At 70.4% G+C, this 15,866-nt stretch carries 12 protein-coding genes; 8 read left to right on the top strand and 4 right to left on the bottom strand.

Annotation, left to right across the window (positions count from 1 at the left end; translation table 11 throughout):
- The first annotated feature begins 59 nt into the window (after positions 1-59).
- Genes WMF34_RS16905 through WMF34_RS16890 form a run of 4 tightly spaced genes read left to right on the top strand, consistent with a single transcriptional unit; the run spans position 60 to position 5,989 of the window.
- Positions 60-2,789: a TonB-dependent receptor domain-containing protein gene (locus WMF34_RS16905; protein ID WP_437993911.1), complete on the top strand. Its 2,730-nt coding sequence runs from the start codon at positions 60-62 to the stop codon at positions 2,787-2,789.
- Entirely contained in the window at positions 2,789-4,168 is a 1,380-nt protein-coding gene (locus WMF34_RS16900) for a hypothetical protein (protein ID WP_437993910.1), read from the top strand. Before WMF34_RS16905 ends, WMF34_RS16900 begins: the two co-directional genes overlap by 1 nt.
- Before the next feature lie 2 nt (positions 4,169-4,170).
- Positions 4,171-5,259, top strand: coding sequence for a hypothetical protein (locus WMF34_RS16895; protein ID WP_437993909.1), 1,089 nt, complete (start codon positions 4,171-4,173; stop codon positions 5,257-5,259).
- A 7-nt stretch (positions 5,260-5,266) separates the two neighbouring features.
- On the top strand, positions 5,267-5,989 hold the full coding sequence (locus tag WMF34_RS16890) for a hypothetical protein (protein ID WP_012235887.1): 723 nt from the start codon (positions 5,267-5,269) through the stop codon (positions 5,987-5,989).
- Positions 5,990-6,037: 48 nt separating this feature from the next.
- Here WMF34_RS16890 and WMF34_RS16885 read toward each other — a convergent pair whose 3' ends face one another.
- Positions 6,038-6,256: an MbtH family protein gene (locus WMF34_RS16885; protein ID WP_012235886.1), complete on the bottom strand. Its 219-nt coding sequence runs from the start codon at positions 6,254-6,256 to the stop codon at positions 6,038-6,040.
- Positions 6,257-6,439: 183 nt separating this feature from the next.
- Between WMF34_RS16885 and WMF34_RS16880 the strand changes: the two genes are divergently transcribed.
- The 3 genes from WMF34_RS16880 (at position 6,440) to WMF34_RS16870 (ending at position 9,690) form a co-directional block, all read left to right on the top strand.
- Positions 6,440-7,300 (top strand): SDR family NAD(P)-dependent oxidoreductase, encoded by an 861-nt coding sequence (locus WMF34_RS16880; protein ID WP_012235885.1) that lies wholly within the window; start codon positions 6,440-6,442, stop codon positions 7,298-7,300.
- A 268-nt stretch (positions 7,301-7,568) separates the two neighbouring features.
- Positions 7,569-7,997, top strand: coding sequence for a hypothetical protein (locus WMF34_RS16875; RefSeq protein WP_012235884.1), 429 nt, complete (start codon positions 7,569-7,571; stop codon positions 7,995-7,997).
- A 355-nt stretch (positions 7,998-8,352) separates the two neighbouring features.
- Positions 8,353-9,690 carry a hypothetical protein gene (locus WMF34_RS16870; RefSeq protein ID WP_012235883.1) on the top strand — a complete coding sequence of 446 codons (1,338 nt, stop codon included), beginning with the start codon at positions 8,353-8,355 and terminating at the stop codon, positions 9,688-9,690.
- Positions 9,691-9,718: 28 nt separating this feature from the next.
- Here the strand turns inward: WMF34_RS16870 and WMF34_RS16865 are convergent, their stop codons facing one another.
- Positions 9,719-10,654 (bottom strand): LysR family transcriptional regulator, encoded by a 936-nt coding sequence (locus tag WMF34_RS16865; protein WP_437993908.1) that lies wholly within the window; start codon positions 10,652-10,654, stop codon positions 9,719-9,721.
- A gap of 104 nt (positions 10,655-10,758) precedes the next feature.
- Between WMF34_RS16865 and WMF34_RS16860 the strand changes: the two genes are divergently transcribed.
- Positions 10,759-11,781, top strand: coding sequence for a zinc-dependent alcohol dehydrogenase family protein (locus WMF34_RS16860; protein WP_437993907.1), 1,023 nt, complete (start codon positions 10,759-10,761; stop codon positions 11,779-11,781).
- A gap of 182 nt (positions 11,782-11,963) precedes the next feature.
- Here the strand turns inward: WMF34_RS16860 and WMF34_RS16855 are convergent, their stop codons facing one another.
- Positions 11,964-13,550, bottom strand: a complete 1,587-nt coding sequence (locus tag WMF34_RS16855; RefSeq protein WP_012235880.1) for a DUF2357 domain-containing protein — start codon at positions 13,548-13,550, stop codon at positions 11,964-11,966.
- A complete protein-coding gene (locus WMF34_RS16850) occupies positions 13,547-15,847 on the bottom strand; it encodes an McrB family protein (RefSeq protein ID WP_437993906.1) in 2,301 nt (766 codons plus the stop codon). Before WMF34_RS16850 ends, WMF34_RS16855 begins: the two co-directional genes overlap by 4 nt.
- Positions 15,848-15,866 lie beyond the last annotated feature (19 nt).

Genomic DNA, 15,866 nt, shown 5'->3' with positions numbered 1-15,866 from the left:
CCTCGTCCTCGATGTGCGAGAGCGCCAGGCACATGCGTCCTTTCAAAGCGCCCTCTGCGATGCGCCTCGCTGTCTCGGAAGCGCTGCTGCTCGCGGTCGCGATGACCGCCAGCGCGGCGCGCGCGCAGCCCGCCGACGACCCTCCGCCCGAGGGAGACGTGGGCGGGGCCTCCGTTCCTCGCGGCGGAGCCGGCGCGGTCGTCGTCCCCCAGCCGGGCACGGCCCAGCCGGCGCAGCCCGCCGCCGTCAGCCCGCCGAAGCTGATCACGTACGCCCCGCCCGTGTATCCGGAAGAGGCCCAGCGCGCCGGCGTCGAGGGGAGCGTCATCCTCAAGCTCGACATCGACAAGACCGGGCGCGTCACCAAGGCCGAGGTCCAGACGCCGGGCGGACACGGCTTCGACGAGGCCGCGCTCGCGGCCGCGCCCGGCCTCGTGTTCGAGCCGGCGCGGCGCCCGGACGGCACGCCGGCGCCGGCGCGCATCCTCTACCGGTACGCGTTCACGCTCACCCCCAAGCCCGCCGATGCGGCGGCGCCGGCCCCGCCCGCCGACGTCGAGACGGTCGTCGGGACCGTCCTGTCCGCGAGCACCGGCGAGGGGCTCCCGGACATCTCGGTCAGCCTCCTCCGGCCCGACGGCGGCCGCGAGGACGTGAAGACCGACCAGCGCGGCAAGTTCCGCTTCAAGAACCTCCCGCCCGGCAAGTACCGCGTCGAGGTCGCCGCCGCGGGGTTCGAGCCGTTCACGGCCGAGGAGGACATCGCGGAGGGCGAGGCGATCGAGGTGCGCTACCGCATCTCGCTCGCGAAGCCCAAGGACGGCGCGGCGCCGGGCATCGAGGTGACCGTGCAGGGCGAGCGCCCGCCGCGCGAGGTGACCCGGAGGACGCTCGAGCGCCGCGAGATCGACCGCATCCCGGGGACGGGCGGCGACGCGCTGCGCTCGCTGCAGAGCCTGCCCGGCGTCGCGCGCAGCGGGTTCGGGCTGCTCATCGTGCGCGGGTCCGCGCCGCAGGACACGCTCACGTTCATCGATCGCACCCCGGTGCCGATCATCTACCACTTCGGCGGCCTCTCCTCGGTCGTGCCCACCGAGATGCTCGAGAAGATCGACTTCTACCCGGGCAATTTCAGCGCCGTGTACGGCCGCGCCATGGGCGGCATCGTCGACGTCGGGCTCCGCTCGCCGAAGCAGGACGGCAAGTACCACGGCGTCGTCCAGCTCGATCTCATCGACGGGCGCGTGCTCCTCGAGGGGCCCGTCCCGTACCTCAAGGACTGGAAGTTCATCGCGGCGGGCCGGCGGAGCTGGGTCGACGCGTGGCTCGGGCCCGTGCTCAAGGAGGCGGGCTCCAGCGTGACGCAGGCGCCCGTCTACTACGACTACCAGTTCGTCCTCGAAGGCCGCCCCTCCGCCAGCGAGCGCGTGCGCGCGAGCTTCTACGGATCGGACGACGCCTTCAAGATCACCCTGGACAAGCCGCCGGAGGACGAGCCGGCGCTGACGGGCGACTTCGGGCTGCACACCGCCTTCCAGCGCTTCCAGGTCAGCTACGAGAACCGCCTGGGGAACCGGGACAGGATCCTCTGGTCGCTGGCGCTCGGCAGGGACGTCTTCGACTTCGGGATCGCGCCCTTCGCCTTCAACATCACCACGGCCTCGCTCGACCTGCGGCTGGAGTACTCGCACCGGTTCGCCAGGTTCCTCACGATGAACGTCGGCACCGACCTGACGAGCGGCATCGCGACGGTCAAGCTCCACGCGCCGACGAGGCAGCCCGCGGGCCACCCGTCGAACCAGCCGTTCTCGACGCTCCCCGCGCAGGACCAGTCGTTCGACGGCCCGTACTCCCGGCCCGCCGCCTACGCCGAGTTCGAGGTGGTCCCCTCGCCGCGCGCGCGGATCGTCCCCGGGGTGCGCGTCGACTACGCGCTCGACACGCGCACGCTCGACGTGAGCCCGCGGATCAACGCGCGCTACGACATCCGGAGCGGCTTCCCGCGGACGACGGCCAAGGGCGGCGTGGGCCTCTACTACCAGGCGCCCCAGTTCCAGGAGAGCGTCGAGCCGTTCGGAAACCCGGATATCAAGTCGAACCGATCCATCCACTACGGCCTCGGGGTGGAGCAGGAGATCACGCCGCAGATCGACGTGACGGTGGACGGGTTCTACAAGCAGCTCGATCGGCAGGTCGTCTTCTCGGCCGAGAAGGACGGATATGCGAACGACGGCACCGGGTACGCGGTGGGCGGCGAGGTGCTCCTGAAGTACAAGCCTGACGATCGCTTCTTCGGCTGGGCGGCGTACACCCTCTCGCGGTCGGTGCGCACGGACGGCCCCGGCGAGGAGGAGCACCCCACGCCATGGGACCAGACGCACGTGCTGACCGTGCTCGGGAACCTGCAGCTCGGCCGGGGCTGGGAGGTCGGCGCGCGCTTCCGCCTCGTGTCGGGCAACCTGGAGACACCCTATGTCTGCGATCCGGAGCAGAAGGGGTGTGATCCGAACCGGGTGAACGCGATCTACCATGCTTCCTCGGGCAAGTACTCGCCCTTCCCGCTCGGGGGCGACTACAGCGAGCGGATGCCGCTGTTCCATCAGCTCGACGTCCGCGTCGACAAGACGTGGCGATTCAAGAGGTGGCAGCTCGGGCTCTACCTGGATGTGCAGAACGTCTACAATCACCAGGCCGCGGAGGGCATCAGCTACAACTTCAACTTCACGAAGCGGGAGTACGTGACGGGGCTCCCCTTCCTGCCCACGCTCGGGCTGCGAGGAGACTTCTGATGAAACGGACCCGACTGCCCTCTCGCCGCGCGCTGCTCGCCGCGCTCTCGACCCTGGCCCTCGGCATTCCCTGCTGCTCGGGGAGCGACCTGGCTCCGTCGTCCGAGGTCGAGGGGCTCCGCGTCCTCGCCGTGACGGCGGACAAGCCGTACCCGGCGCGGGGCACGCCCGTGACGTTCCAGATGACGTACGCCGACGGGCTGGGCGACGCCGACGGCAACCCGCGGAACGTCGAGGTCATGTGGATCGGGGGCTGCGTGAACCCGCCTGTCGGGATAGACGCGCAGATCGGGTGCCTCGGGCAGTGGATAGGCACCTACATAGCGGCAAAGATCCCGCCGCAGGGAGGCGGAGGTGGCGGCGGCAACGGCGGCGGCGGCAACGGCGGCAGTGGCAACGCCAACGGCGACGGTGGCAACGGCGGCAGCGCCAACGGCGGCGGCGACGGTGGCAACGGCGGCAGCGCCAACGGCGGCGGTGCCAACGATGGCGACGGAGGCAACGGCGACGGCAATGGCGGCCAGGAGGAGCAGACCGCTCTCTTCAAGCGCCAGGAGCTCGAATCGGAGCTGAGCGGCAAGCCCAACGCAGCGTCGTTTACGTGGACGCTGTCCGGCGACATCCTCAGGCGGGAGGACGCAGGAACCACGGCGGCCGGAACGAAGTACTCGTCGGCCTACGTGTTGTTCGCCGTGTGCGCCGGCAAGATGCGGCCGACTCCGGCGCTGTCCGCAGCGCTGGAGGCGATGCTGGCAGGCGATGACCCGCTCGCGGCGATGTCCGCGGCGATATCCGCGGCGCTGGCCGGCGGCATCGAGATTCCACTGGAGTGCGTCGACGAGGACGGGAAGGTGCTCGGTCCGGACAGCTTCGTCGTGGGCTACACGCAGGTGTTTGTCTTCCAGGATTCGGATCAGCGAGCCAACACGAACCCGCCCATCGACGACTTCACGCTGAAGCTGGACGACAAGGAGGTCGAGCTCGGCGAGAGCGGCCTGCCCGTCGTGGAGCCGTGCATCCGGCCGGAAACGAAGGCCCAGGGATGCGGCCCGGCAGAGCCGGACGCCGACGACTGCGCGACCTACGACATCGACGTGATCGTGCCGCCGGGCGCCGCCGACGTGGACGTGGAGGCCACGGGGCTCGGGGGGCCGCCCGCGCGCGAGGCGATCTGGGTCGACTACTACACGGACGGGGGCGGATTCGACGGGGCGAGGCGCCTCGTGAGCGACGCGGTGACGGGCCCCGGCGAGCGCCACGGGACCACCTGGACGCCGCCCTCGAAGCCGGGGCGCGTGTCGCTGTGGGCGGTCGTCCACGACACGCGGGGCGGATCGAGCGTCAGGCAGATGGAGGTCGAGGTGCGGGAGAAGGAGTAGTCATGCCGCCGCTCGATCTGCACGTCGCCCTGTTCGGCGCCTCCGGCGCAGGCAAGACGGTCCTCCTGGCGGCCTTCTACCGGGCGCAGACGCAGCCCTCGTTTCAGATCGAGCACGCGTACAAGATCCAGGCGGTCAACAAGGCGCAGGGCAACCAGCTCCTCGGGCGCTTCTACCGCCTCGAAGAGGGCAGGTTCCCGGACGGCAGCACGCGCTTCGACGCGTACGAGTTCGACTTCTTCCCGAGGGACCTGCCGGAGGCGGCGGTCCGCATCCACTGGTACGACTACCCCGGGCGCTGGTGGGAGGACGAGCCGATCGACGCGGAAGAGCGGGAGGCGATGCGCCAGGGCCTGCTCAAGCTCGGCATGAGCCATGTGGGGATCCTCCTTGCGGACGGCGCGAAGTACCGGAGCGAGGGGACCGGCTACATCCGGTGGCTCTTCGAGCACTTCGCCGACGAGTGCGACCGGCTGCGCCGGACCAGCGCCGCCACCGGCGACGAGGTGAGCTTCCCGCGCGAGTGGATCCTCGCCCTCAGCAAGGCCGACCTGTTCCCGCCGGAGTACAGCGCGAGCGACTTCGAGCGCGAGGTCTGCCGCGACGCCGACGATCAGCTCGCCAAGCTCTGCGCCGTGCTCCGCGCCGAGCGCGCGTTCGGCCACCGGTTCATGCTGCTCTCGTCGGTCGCCGCGCCGGTCGACGCCGGCGCGCAGGTCGACCCGGGCACCTCGCTCGGCGTGCGCACGCTCGCGCCCGCGGTCCTCGTGAGCACCGTCGAGGGCGCGGTCCGCGAGGCGCAGGCCACGCGGAAGGAGAGGTCGGCCGGAGAGACGTTCTTCCAGGGCCTGCGCGATCTGGTCACGTTCGTCGACTCCCTCGACGACTTCCTCCCGAAGCGATACCAGATCGTGAGCAAGATCCTCCGGTTCGTCTCGATCAAGGACTTCGCGACCACGCGGCTCGACAGGCTCCAGAAGACCCGCGAGGACGCGATCCGGAGGGGCGACGCGTTCACGGCGGTCCTGAGCGCGATGGCCGCGGCCCTGCGCAACGACGAGGGGGCGCGGGCCTACCACCAGAACCAGTAGGACAGCCATGCTCGCGCCCGCGCCAGCGCCCGTCGTCGAGACCTCGCGCCTCCTCTGGAGGACGCGCGGCGAGCACTGGGACTACGAGTTCATCTGCGTGCCCGAGATCCCGGCGCTCCCCGCCTGGCTCACGGCGCTCGAGGCCATGATCGGCGACGCCGACGCGAGCGCCGGAGAGCTCCGTTATGGCCTGCTCGAGATCGACGAGCCCGGGCCGAGAGGCCCTCTCGTGTTTCCCTACGTGGCGACGCGGTTCCTCGATCCGGCGCGGAAGGACTGGACCGGAAGGCAGGTCCAGCACTTCGCCGTGTGGTTCCCGCCGATCCCGGAGGAGGCGATCGAGGCGCTGCCCGGGGCGATCCCCGCCGACTGGCACCTTCGCGTGCTCGAGGGCCTCGCGGGGACGTACGGCTCCGGCGAGGTGTTCGGGCTGCCCGAGGCGGCGATCCGCGCGTCGAGGCGGGGTGCTCCGGAGAGCCGGGCGGCGCGCGCGATGGCGATCGTGAAGCGCACGCCCCCGGTGGCGCTGCTCGAGGGCGAAGCCGCGCCCGCGCGGTGGAAGCGGGTGCCCACCGTAAAAAAAAAGTGCCTGGATCCTCCGGGCGCGGTGAGCCTGCAGGTGGCGGGAGCAGGCGATAACGGCAAGCGCCCGGGACTCGGCTGCTTCGCGGTCAGCCTGCTGGTGATCCTCGCCGTCGGCCGACTGGTGATCGGATGGGCGGCGGGCTGAGGCGGCTTCGCGGCGCGCGCGCCCTGGAGCACGCGCGCGGGACGGCGGTCATTGACCGCCTTGACCGTCCATGGCCTGGCGCAGGCTCAGCGGCCGCATGTCGGTCCAGACCTTCTCGATGTGCTGGAGGCACGCCGCGCGCGTCCCCTCGGTGCCCTCGGCACGCCAGCCGAGCGGCAGATCACGGGTCGCCGGCCAGATCGAGTACTGTTCTTCGTGATTGACGACCACCCGGAAGATGGTCTCGCTGTCCTCGGAGTCGCTCATCGTGCACCTGCGCGGGTGTCGGCCAGCGCGCATGGTAGGAGCGGCTGCGGTGGCATGCAAGCCATTCGTGGAGGTGGCCACTTCACGCCGGATGGCCGTGGCCCGACCCGCCGGCGCCCACTATGCTCGCCCCGATCGCCGCGCCAGAGGCGGCGCGCCATCAACACATGACGGAGATCTGCTGTGAATGACCATCCCGCATTGACACCTGGCCGCGCCGCCGTGGTGACCGGCGCCGCCAGCGGCATCGGCCTCGCGGCCGCCGAGCGCTTCGCGCGCATGGGCATGAAGGTCTGTCTCGCCGACCTGGACGGACCGGCGCTGCACGAGGCGGCCGGGCGCGTCGCCGCCGCCGCGCCCGGCGGCCAGGCCGATGTGCGCGCGGTGCCGGCCGACGTCGCCAGGCTCGAGGACGTGCATCGGTTGAAGCAGGCCGCCTACGACGCGTTCGGCGAGGTGGCGGTCCTGATGAACAACGCCGGAGTCGGCGGCGGCGGCAAGCCGTGGAAGGACATCGAGCGCTGGCGGCGGCTCATCGAGGTCAATCTGTGGGGCGTGATCCACGGCGTGCAGGCGTTCACCGAGGCGATGATCGCGCAGGGAACCCCCTGCGCCATCGTCAACACGGGCTCGAAGCAGGGCATCACCACCCCGCCCGGCGACGCTGCCTACAACGTCTCGAAGGCCGGCGTGAAGGTGCTGACAGAGCAGCTCGCCCACGAGCTGCGCAACGTGGCGGGTTGCAAGATCACCGCCCATCTGCTGATCCCGGGCTACACGTTCACCGCGATGACCGCGCGAGGCCCGGAGAAGCCCGCGGAGGCATGGACCGCCGATCAGGTGGTGGATCGGATGATCGGCGGCATGGCCCGCGGCGACTTCTATCTGCTCTGTCCCGACAACGCGGTGACGCGCGAGATGGACGAGCGCCGCGTGCAGTGGGCGGCCGACGACCTGATCCGGAACCGACCTGCGCTGTCGCGCTGGCATCCAGAGTACGCCGACGCGTTCGCCGCGTTCATGGCGGGCGCCGCGAAGCCCTGACGGGGCAGTCTGCCCGGAGCGCGCGCCGCTCGCAAGCGAGGCGGACTCGGCCCCGGGCAGCATAAAGATCCGTCGCTGTGACAGGAGAACTGCACAGGTTGTTTTCAGCCGCCCGAATTGAATGTTTCACTTCGCGTGATGGTCGGGTTTCTCACAACACAACAGTGCAGAGAGGCTGGCCCGTTGCGCTGCTCCTCCTCTGGATGCAGATCTTGCGACGAGGTCCTCGACGAACGGTCGCCCGCGGCCCAGTCTACCCGCCAGCTGTATGGTCCCGCTCCCTGCCCGTCCGCTTCAGACCCACTGGTGCAACGAGGGCACGGTAAAGATCTGGTGTCCCGCGCCGGCGCTGATGGTCACGTGTGTCACCGGAGTGCTGGTGGAGGCGGGCGCCGCGGCGATCGAGGAGGTGTTCTTGCGGCGGGTCGCCGCGGAGGGCCGAGTGCTGGTCTTCAATGACTGGGAGGCGATGACCGATTACGAGCACGTGACGCGCACGCGGCTGACCGCGGCGACGATTTCCGTCCTTCATGCGGTCGAGGGAGGTCACTTCCTGCTCCAATCCAGGGTGGTCATCTTCGGGGTTCAGATCGCGAATACCGCCATCCGGAAGCTGACCGTCCATCCGTCGCGCGCGGTGTTCGAGCGCGCGCTGGAGGACGCGCTCCGCCAGCGCGCGCCGGAGGGCACGGTCTAGTCCCTGGGTCGGCCCGCGCGGCTGGCGGGGAGCTACGATCCGGATTGATCTTTATCTGTCGGCGTCCACGCGCTCCGGCCCGCGCCACCGCGCCGAGCGCTCGCCGCGGGGATCCCCGTTGATTTGGGGCGTATTTTTTGGTAGCCCGACGGATCGGTAGTAGGGTGTCCCGCCATTCACAGCCCACGATAAGATTGTCGGCGTATTGAAATCGCTTTGCGCGGACCATGCTCTCGGGAGACCCACGTGACTACCGACATGACGGGTGGCGTGGTCGACGGCGGCGCCGATGCAGCCCTCGTGGACGTCGGAACGTGAACCCGCGTAGCCGATTCACCGCCGGAGGAGATTGTTCATGATCACTTGGAAGACGCCCAGCGCAGCCCTTGTCGTCTCTCTCGCGCTGGCCGGGGTCGCTGCGCCGGCCACGAGCAATGCGCAGCCGGCGGAGGCGGCTCAGCAGGCTGCGCCGGGCGCGGCCGCGCCGACGCCCGTGGAGGAGCCCCGTCCCGAGCCTCCTCCGCCGCCTGTCGAGCAGAAGAAGGCCGATGACAAGCCTCTCGTGCGTGTCTACGGGATCGTCAAGCCCACGGTCGTCGTGGGGAACGGCCTCGAGTCCTTCGGCAACCCGAACTACACCGCCCCGACGGCCGCGGTGAACCCGCTGTTCCTCGCCGATCCGGACGCCGTGGGCCTCACCTTTCAGGCGCAGCAGACGCGCCTTGGCGTGGCCGTCGGGGAGGGCACGCCGGTGAAGGGGCAGGTCGAGGTCGATTTCATCGATTTCGGCAAGTCCTCTCCGGCCCAGGGGACGAGCCTTCGCGTGCGTCAGGCGTTCCTGGACTGGACTCCCGCCGACGGGCACAAGCTCACGCTCGGCCAGACCTGGGATCTGTTCTCGCCGCTGAACACGCACACGTACAACCTCGTGGGCGGGATGTTTCAGTCCGGAAACTCGGGCTTCGTGCGCCACCAGTTCATCTACCTGGCGAACGTCGGCAGCCTCGAGGTGGGCGCCGCGCTCGGTCTTGTCAGCCAGAACGTCACGGCCATCCTCAACAACGTCGAGTACTCGCGCACGCCGACCGTCGCGCTGCGCGCGAGCTATCGCGCCGAGAAGACAGCATGGGTGGGCGCCTCGGTGATCGGCACGCGGCTCGCCTTCGACGCGAACCTGCCGACCGAAGAGGGTCGGCTGGCGCTCGGCGGCAACCTGTTCGGCGAGATCACGAGCGGTTCGCTGAACGTGCGGGCCGAAGCGTACGGCGGGAAGAACCTCGCCAACCTGGGTCTCCTGACGCTCGGGCAGGGCTATCGCACGGACGACGTCGCCGAGGTAGGCGGCTGGGTGTCGGGGAAGGTCACGTTCGACAAGCACTCTTTGCACCTCGTCGCCGGGACCGCGATGGTGCTCAGCACCGACGAGATGCAGCTCGGCTACACGCCCGGAACACCCGCGGCGGGCGGCACGCCGGCCACGGCTCCCGCGCGCGTGGGCGCCAATGGTCCCGGCATCGAGCGCAACGTGACCCTGCGCGCGGGGTATGCCTTCGCGCCCCTGAAGGGGCTCTCGATCGTGCTCGAGCCCTCCCTGTTGCTCACGCGCCACAAGCTCGATCCGGCGGCCGCAGTGCAGCATGACGCCGACCGCACCGGCTGGGGCGTCGAGGCGGGCGGGCTCTACCAGTTCTGACAGCGCTGACGGCCCCCGGGAGGAGCGCTCAACGTCGCCCGCTCCGCCGGCGCTCTCCCCGGCGCTCGGGCGAGGGTGGCGCGAAGATCTCCGCGAGAAAATCGACGAACACGCGCACCTTCGGCAAGAGGTGCCGGTTCTTCGGGTACAGCGCGTGAATCGGCCAGGTCGTCGTCGGGAATTCGTCGAGCACGGTCACGAGCGTCCCCTCGGCGAGCGCGTCCTTCGCGAGGAAGTCGAACATCGCGATGATCCCGCTCCCGGCGATCGCGAGGTGCCTCAGGACATCCACGTCGTTCGCGTGGAACGGCCCGGAGATGGGCACCTCGAGCACGGCGTCGCCGTCTCCGGTCAGGAAGCGGAACCCCGTGGGCCGCCCGTCGCGCAGGTACCCGACGCAGTCGTGGCCCGCGAGATCGGCCGGCGTCGCGGGCGCGCCGCGCCGCGCGATGTACGACGGCGCCGCGCAGTGGACGAGGCGGCTCGCGCCGAGCCGGCGCGCGACGAGGCTCGAGTCGCCGAGCGGGCCGATGCGCACGAGCAGGTCGAGCCCCTCGGCCACGGGGTCGACGTGCTGATCGCGCAGCGTCAGGTTGATCCGGACGTCGGGGTAGCGCGCCGCGAAGCGCGGCAGGCTCGGCGCGATCACGTCCCGTCCGAGCGCCACCGGCGCGTCGACGCGCAGGAGCCCCACCGGCTTCTTGCTCGCGCGCGCGATCGCCTCGGTCGCCTCCCCGAGCTCCTCGACGATGCGGACGCAGCGCGCGTAGAAGGCCTGCCCGTCGTCCGTCAGGCGGAGCGACCGCGTCGTGCGCGCCAGGAGCGCCACGCCGAGCTCCTGCTCGAGGCGCATCACGCGCCGGCTCACCGCGGACGGCGTGACGCCGAGCCGGCGCGCGGCGCCCGAGAAGCTACCGGTCTCGACGGTGGCGACGAGCAGCTCGATCGCGGCGAGCGAGATCATGATCTGTGCTGAAATAGCACAGGTGACGTTCCCTCGCGCGGACTACTGCGCCCGGAGGAATGGATCTACGGATGGGGTGTCCACGGAAGATTGGAGGACACGCCATGAAGACTGTCATCATTCGGAAGAACGCTTCGGAGTCGGACGCATGGACGCTCGCCGAGCGCCCCGCGCCCAGGCCCGGTCCGGGGCAGGTGCTCGTGCGCGTCCGCGCCGCGTCGATCAACTACCGTGACCTCATGGTCGTGCGCGGCCGGTACGGCGGGGAGCGCAAGGACGAGCTTGTCCCGCTGAGCGATGCGGCGGGCGAGGTGGTCGCGATCGGAGCGGGCGTGCGGCGCTGGAAGGAGGGAGATCGCGTGATCTCGACGTTCTTCCCGACGTGGGCCTCGGGGCCGTTCCGCGGGGAGTACCGCACCACGACGCTCGGCGCGGGCGGGAACGACGGGGTGCTCGCGGAGCTGGTGGTGTTCGGGGAGGACGCGATCGTCCGCGCGCCGGCGCACCTCGGGTTCAACGAGGCGGCGACGCTGACGTGCGCCGGGGTGACGGCGTGGACGGCGCTGTTCGAGTCGGGGCCGCGGCCGGCGCCGGGGGAGACGGTGCTTGTCCAGGGGACCGGCGGGGTGTCGCTGTTCGCCGCGCAGCTGGCGCGCGCGGCGGGGCTGCGGGTGATCGCCACGTCGTCCAGCGCGGCGAAGATCGAGCGGCTGCGCGCGCTCGGCGTGACCGAGGCGATCGACTACCGGAAGCAGCCGGAGTGGCACGAGGAGGTGCTGCGGCTGACGGGCGGCGAAGGGGTGGACCGGGTGATCGAGGTGGGCGGCGCGGGGACGCTGCCGCGATCGATGCAGGCGGTGAAGACGGGGGGCGTGGTGAGCTTGATCGGGCTGCTCAGCGGGGTTGGGAGCCAGATCGATCCGATGCCGATCCTGTTCCGGGCGATCCGCGTCGAGGGGACCGTGGTCGGGTCGCGGCAGGCGACCGTGGAGCTCGGGGCGGCGCTCGAGCTGCACGGGATCCGGCCGGTGGTCGATGAGGTCTTTCCGATCGAGCGGGCCAACGAGGCGCTCGCGAAGCTCGCGGCGGGGAAGCACTTCGGGAAGGTGGTGATCGGGCTCGACTGAGGCGAAGCGGCGGCGGGGCGGTCGTCGCGGGCGAGCGCGACAGGGCGCGGCGTCGCGCGGTGAGCAGGCGCCGGAGACGACGGGCTGACAGCGGCGCGGCCGGAGCTGCGCAGTGGGGCGTGCGCGGCGGCGTTCCCCGCGAGAGCGGTTGTGGCGGCCCGGCCTGCCCCCGCCGCTGGCGCCTACGCTCGGACGGCTTGACCTCCCATAGCGAGAATGAGCCTCGCCAGATCGAGGTCCGGTGGCTCCCCGGGCGTCAGCCGCCAGGCCCCGATGCCGAACCGCTCGCGGAACTCGCCCGCGAACCAAGGCTGACATTCGGGATCGATGGCTGGGACGAGGAGCAGCCCGCCGCTGCATCGACCGCCAAATGTCTCCCACCTCAGCGCGTCACGATAAATGTGGAGCGAGGCGAAGGAATCCGCGAGCGCCTGACGACGTACCCGGTACTTGGCGTCCAGACAAATCCACGAATGCGGCTCATCTGGTGACTCGAACGAGATCACGATGTCGGGTCGACGCTCGCCGGAGATGCTATATCGGTCCGAGGTCCCCCGGGCGAGGTATCCGGGGAACGTCATATTGTACCGGAGTTCGAGCCGCGCCCCGTCGTTCGGACGCCTCGCGGTGAACGCGGCCCCCGTCCCGAAGCCGGCGAGCAGATCGTTCTCCCTCCCCTGCTTCCAGGTCCACGTCCACCCGTCGAGGATCCCGGCGAGCGCCCGCTGGACGGCGAGCAGTGTCCACAGCTCGTAAAGCTCGAAGCTCGGGCGCACCGGGGCTTCACCGCCGGCCAGCGACTCGCGCAGGCGGAATCGCGGCGACAGGAAGGGCCGAGCCAGCGCGTGGGCGCGGGCGTAGACAGGATCGTCCTGCACCGCAAGGAGCGCGGCCTCGGTGACGGGCATGGGCGTCAGCGACCCGAGAAACGTCCGTCGCAGCGTGGTTGACAGCTCGTCCGCCGCGCCTGCGGCCGCGCGAGCTCGTGCACGGCACCATTGCGCGGTGTCCGGCTGCAGGCGTCGTTTGACCGCGGCGTCGCCAAGCACGACGCTGAGGTCGCCGAGCACGCGAGCGACCCGCCCGACGAGCCAGGCAACGTAGCGGTTCACCGAGTGATCGACGGTCTCGTGCGTTATGTCCTGCGGCACGTACGGGTCCTGCTCGCCGGCGTGAGCAGCCAACCAGGGATCCACCGCACGTGCAGCCGCCGGATGCCTCGCCAGCCAGTGGAGCGTCTCCCGATCCGCGCGACGCACGCCTCGCAACGGGACGTCCTCGCGCGTGGATGCCGCGAGCTCCCGCGGCGCCGCGGCGATGGCCTGAACGGCGCGGACGAGCGCCGGCACCAGCGGCAGCAGCGCTGTGGCTAAAACAGTCGCCGTGGTGCCCTCCGACTGGACGGCGCCGACGCCGCCGCCCTCGAGGCCGATAGCCAGGCCTGGCGACCACGCCTCCAGGTCCGCGAGGAGCGCGAGCCATGCCCCGTCGGAGAGCTTCTCATCGCGCGGGGCCACCTGGACGGCGACCTCCGTCTCCTGGGCGTCGTGCGCCACCTTGAGCACCGCCGAGCCGACCCAGTGGCCCACCTCGAGCGTGAACGACCCGCGCTCCTGGCTCCAGGGCAGCTCCAGCGGTCCGAGCCACGCCCGCGGCGCGCCGGCACCAGGAGGCGCGTCGACGTGGTAGGTCCTCGCCTCTTCGAGGTGCAGGACGCCGTCGACGATGTGCTGGTCCAGGCCGTCCGCGTCGCGGACTTGAAGGCTCATGCCCAGAACCGGGTCACGCCCGTGCGCTTGAGCAGCTCCATCATCGTCGCGAGCTTGGCCTCGCACATGGTGAGGCCGCGGCGCTTGCAGATCCCCTGGAGGGTCTCGAGCGCGCCCTTGAACGCCGGCGTGTCCTCGCCGCGCAGGCGCGGCAGCACCTTCGAGAACACGGCCTGGTCGAGGAACGTCTCTTGCGCCGCGCCGCCCAGCTCCGGGACGGCGTGCATGAACGCGAGCACCTCGCCGGCCGTGCGGTAGCCGAAGTGACGACGGACCGTGCGCATGGCACCGTGCAGCTCGAGCAGCACCGCCTCCACGTCCGGGAGCCGCTTGCCCGGGCTCTTGGTCGCGGCGCGCTCGAAGAAGCGCTTGAGATCCACGTCCCAGAACTCGAGCGTGAAGGCCCGGTCCAGCACCTTGTCGCTGAACGGATGGGTCGTCTCGTCCATGTTGACGGTGCCCGCGATGTGGAGATTCGCCGGCCAGGGGACGCGCGGCGGAACGTCGTTGACCTCGGCGCCATTGGCGTGGAGCACGAGCTCCTTGCCCGTCTCCATGGCCGAGAGAAACGGCGCGAAATAGCGCTCGACGCGGGCGAGGTTCATCTCGTCGAGGACGAGGAAATAGGGGCGCCCCGGGTCGGCGGCGGCGCGCAGGACGAGGCGGAGCGCCGGCTCGGCCTGGAAGGTCGGATTGGCGTGCAGTGCGTTGAAGTAGCCGAGCAGCCCCGAGGGATCCCGCCAGTCGGGCGAGACGGGGACGATCTCCCGGTGCTCGGAGACGGAGAGCCCCATCAGCTCGCAGACCGCGCGCGAATAACACAGGGTGACGGCGGTCTTGCCGGTGCCGGAGAGGCCGGAGAGGAGCACGAAGCGCTTGCGTGGATTGCTGCGCCACGCAGCGTGGAGGCTCGCGAGCTGGCGGTCTTCGAAGACGAAGTCGGCGATCTCCGGATCGGACTTGAAGTGCGTGAGGATCGCGTCAAAGGCGGGATACGGGATCTCCTTCGCCACGACGGCAGTCGTGCCCCCGGGGGGGTTGGTATCGATGATCTCCCCGGCCGGAGGCTTCGGGAGCTCCTTCGGAAGCCGGGCGGCCCGGGCAGCGCCGTACTCCGTCAGCTGGAGGCCGCCGTCTTGGTCGCGCTTGAGCAGGCCGAGGTAGAGGCTCCAGTTCCGGAGATCGTTGGGAACCCCCGCGGTGGTCCAGGCGGGATAGATCTTCTGCAGAGCGTCGACAACGGCCGCGTCGGTCGCCCCTCGATGCTCGTCGACGTACCGGAGGAGATGGGCGAAGCCGAAGACGCGCTCGATGAGGCGGTCGATGAGGATGTCCGGCTGCTCGCTGCCCAACAGCTCGTCGCCATCCTTCGTGGCGTAGAGCAGACCGTCGCGCTGCTCGATGAACCCGAGGCCCTTGGCGCGGATGATGAGCTGGCGCAGCGTCGGCGCCGGGACTTTGTCGAAGCTTCCGCTCGCCTGGAGCACCCCCACAAGGTCGTCTTGCGAGAGCCCCGGGAGCGCCGCTTGCACCACGGCGCGGTACGCGCCGGCGAAGTTGCGCACCGCGAGATAGCCCACGTACTGCTTGGCGAAGGGCCAGACCAGGAGCGGAGGCAGCTTGTCGTCTGGCGGGGGCATCGCACCTCCGTCGGCAGGCTCGTCGCTTTTCCACGGCGGCATCCGCCCAGCCGAGAGCCGCTCGTAGTTCTCGTGGAGCCACCAGCAGAAGGTCGAGCGCTGCACGTGCTCGGCCAGGGTCTTCTCCTCACCGAGCACGGCCCGGAGCCGCGCGCGCATCTTCACCTGGGCAACGATCGGGGGATCGTTCGCGTCCCCCAGGAGGAGCTTCGCTATATTCCGGACGGCATCGTAACTGAGCACGCAGCTCAGCTCGGCTGGCACGAGCGCGCCGACCAGCCGCTGGAGCTTGGCGTGCGGCCTGGGCTTGACCTCACGCGCCACGGCCATGCCGAGGATGCGCTCGTACTCGCCCTGGATCTCGGCGGCCCGGACCGCGACGTCGGGCGAAAAGGCGCGCCCACGGAGGCCGACGATGGTGTCAACGAACTCGGGATCGGCGAGGAGCGCGTCGATGTTGATGGCGTCGCCGTAGCCGGCAGGGGTGATCGCGCGGGCGTTCCAGAGCTTCCTCTGCGCAGCTTCGGTGCGCAGCTCGGACTCGGGGATGTCGCGCGCCCAGCGCAGGAAGTCGAGGTAGTCTTTCTGCCACTTCGCCCACCCAGCAGGTGGGGTGAAGCCCTTCCATACGGTGGTGAGCTGTTCGTCGGTCAGCATGACGATGCGCTGCGACGGT

Source organism: Sorangium sp. So ce145, assembly GCF_051525985.1.
In the GTDB taxonomy this organism is placed as follows: Bacteria; Myxococcota_A; Polyangia; order Polyangiales; family Polyangiaceae; genus Sorangium; species Sorangium cellulosum_B.
The sequence above is the reverse complement of the archived record's forward strand: the minus strand, read 5'-3'. Positions and strand labels throughout refer to the sequence as shown.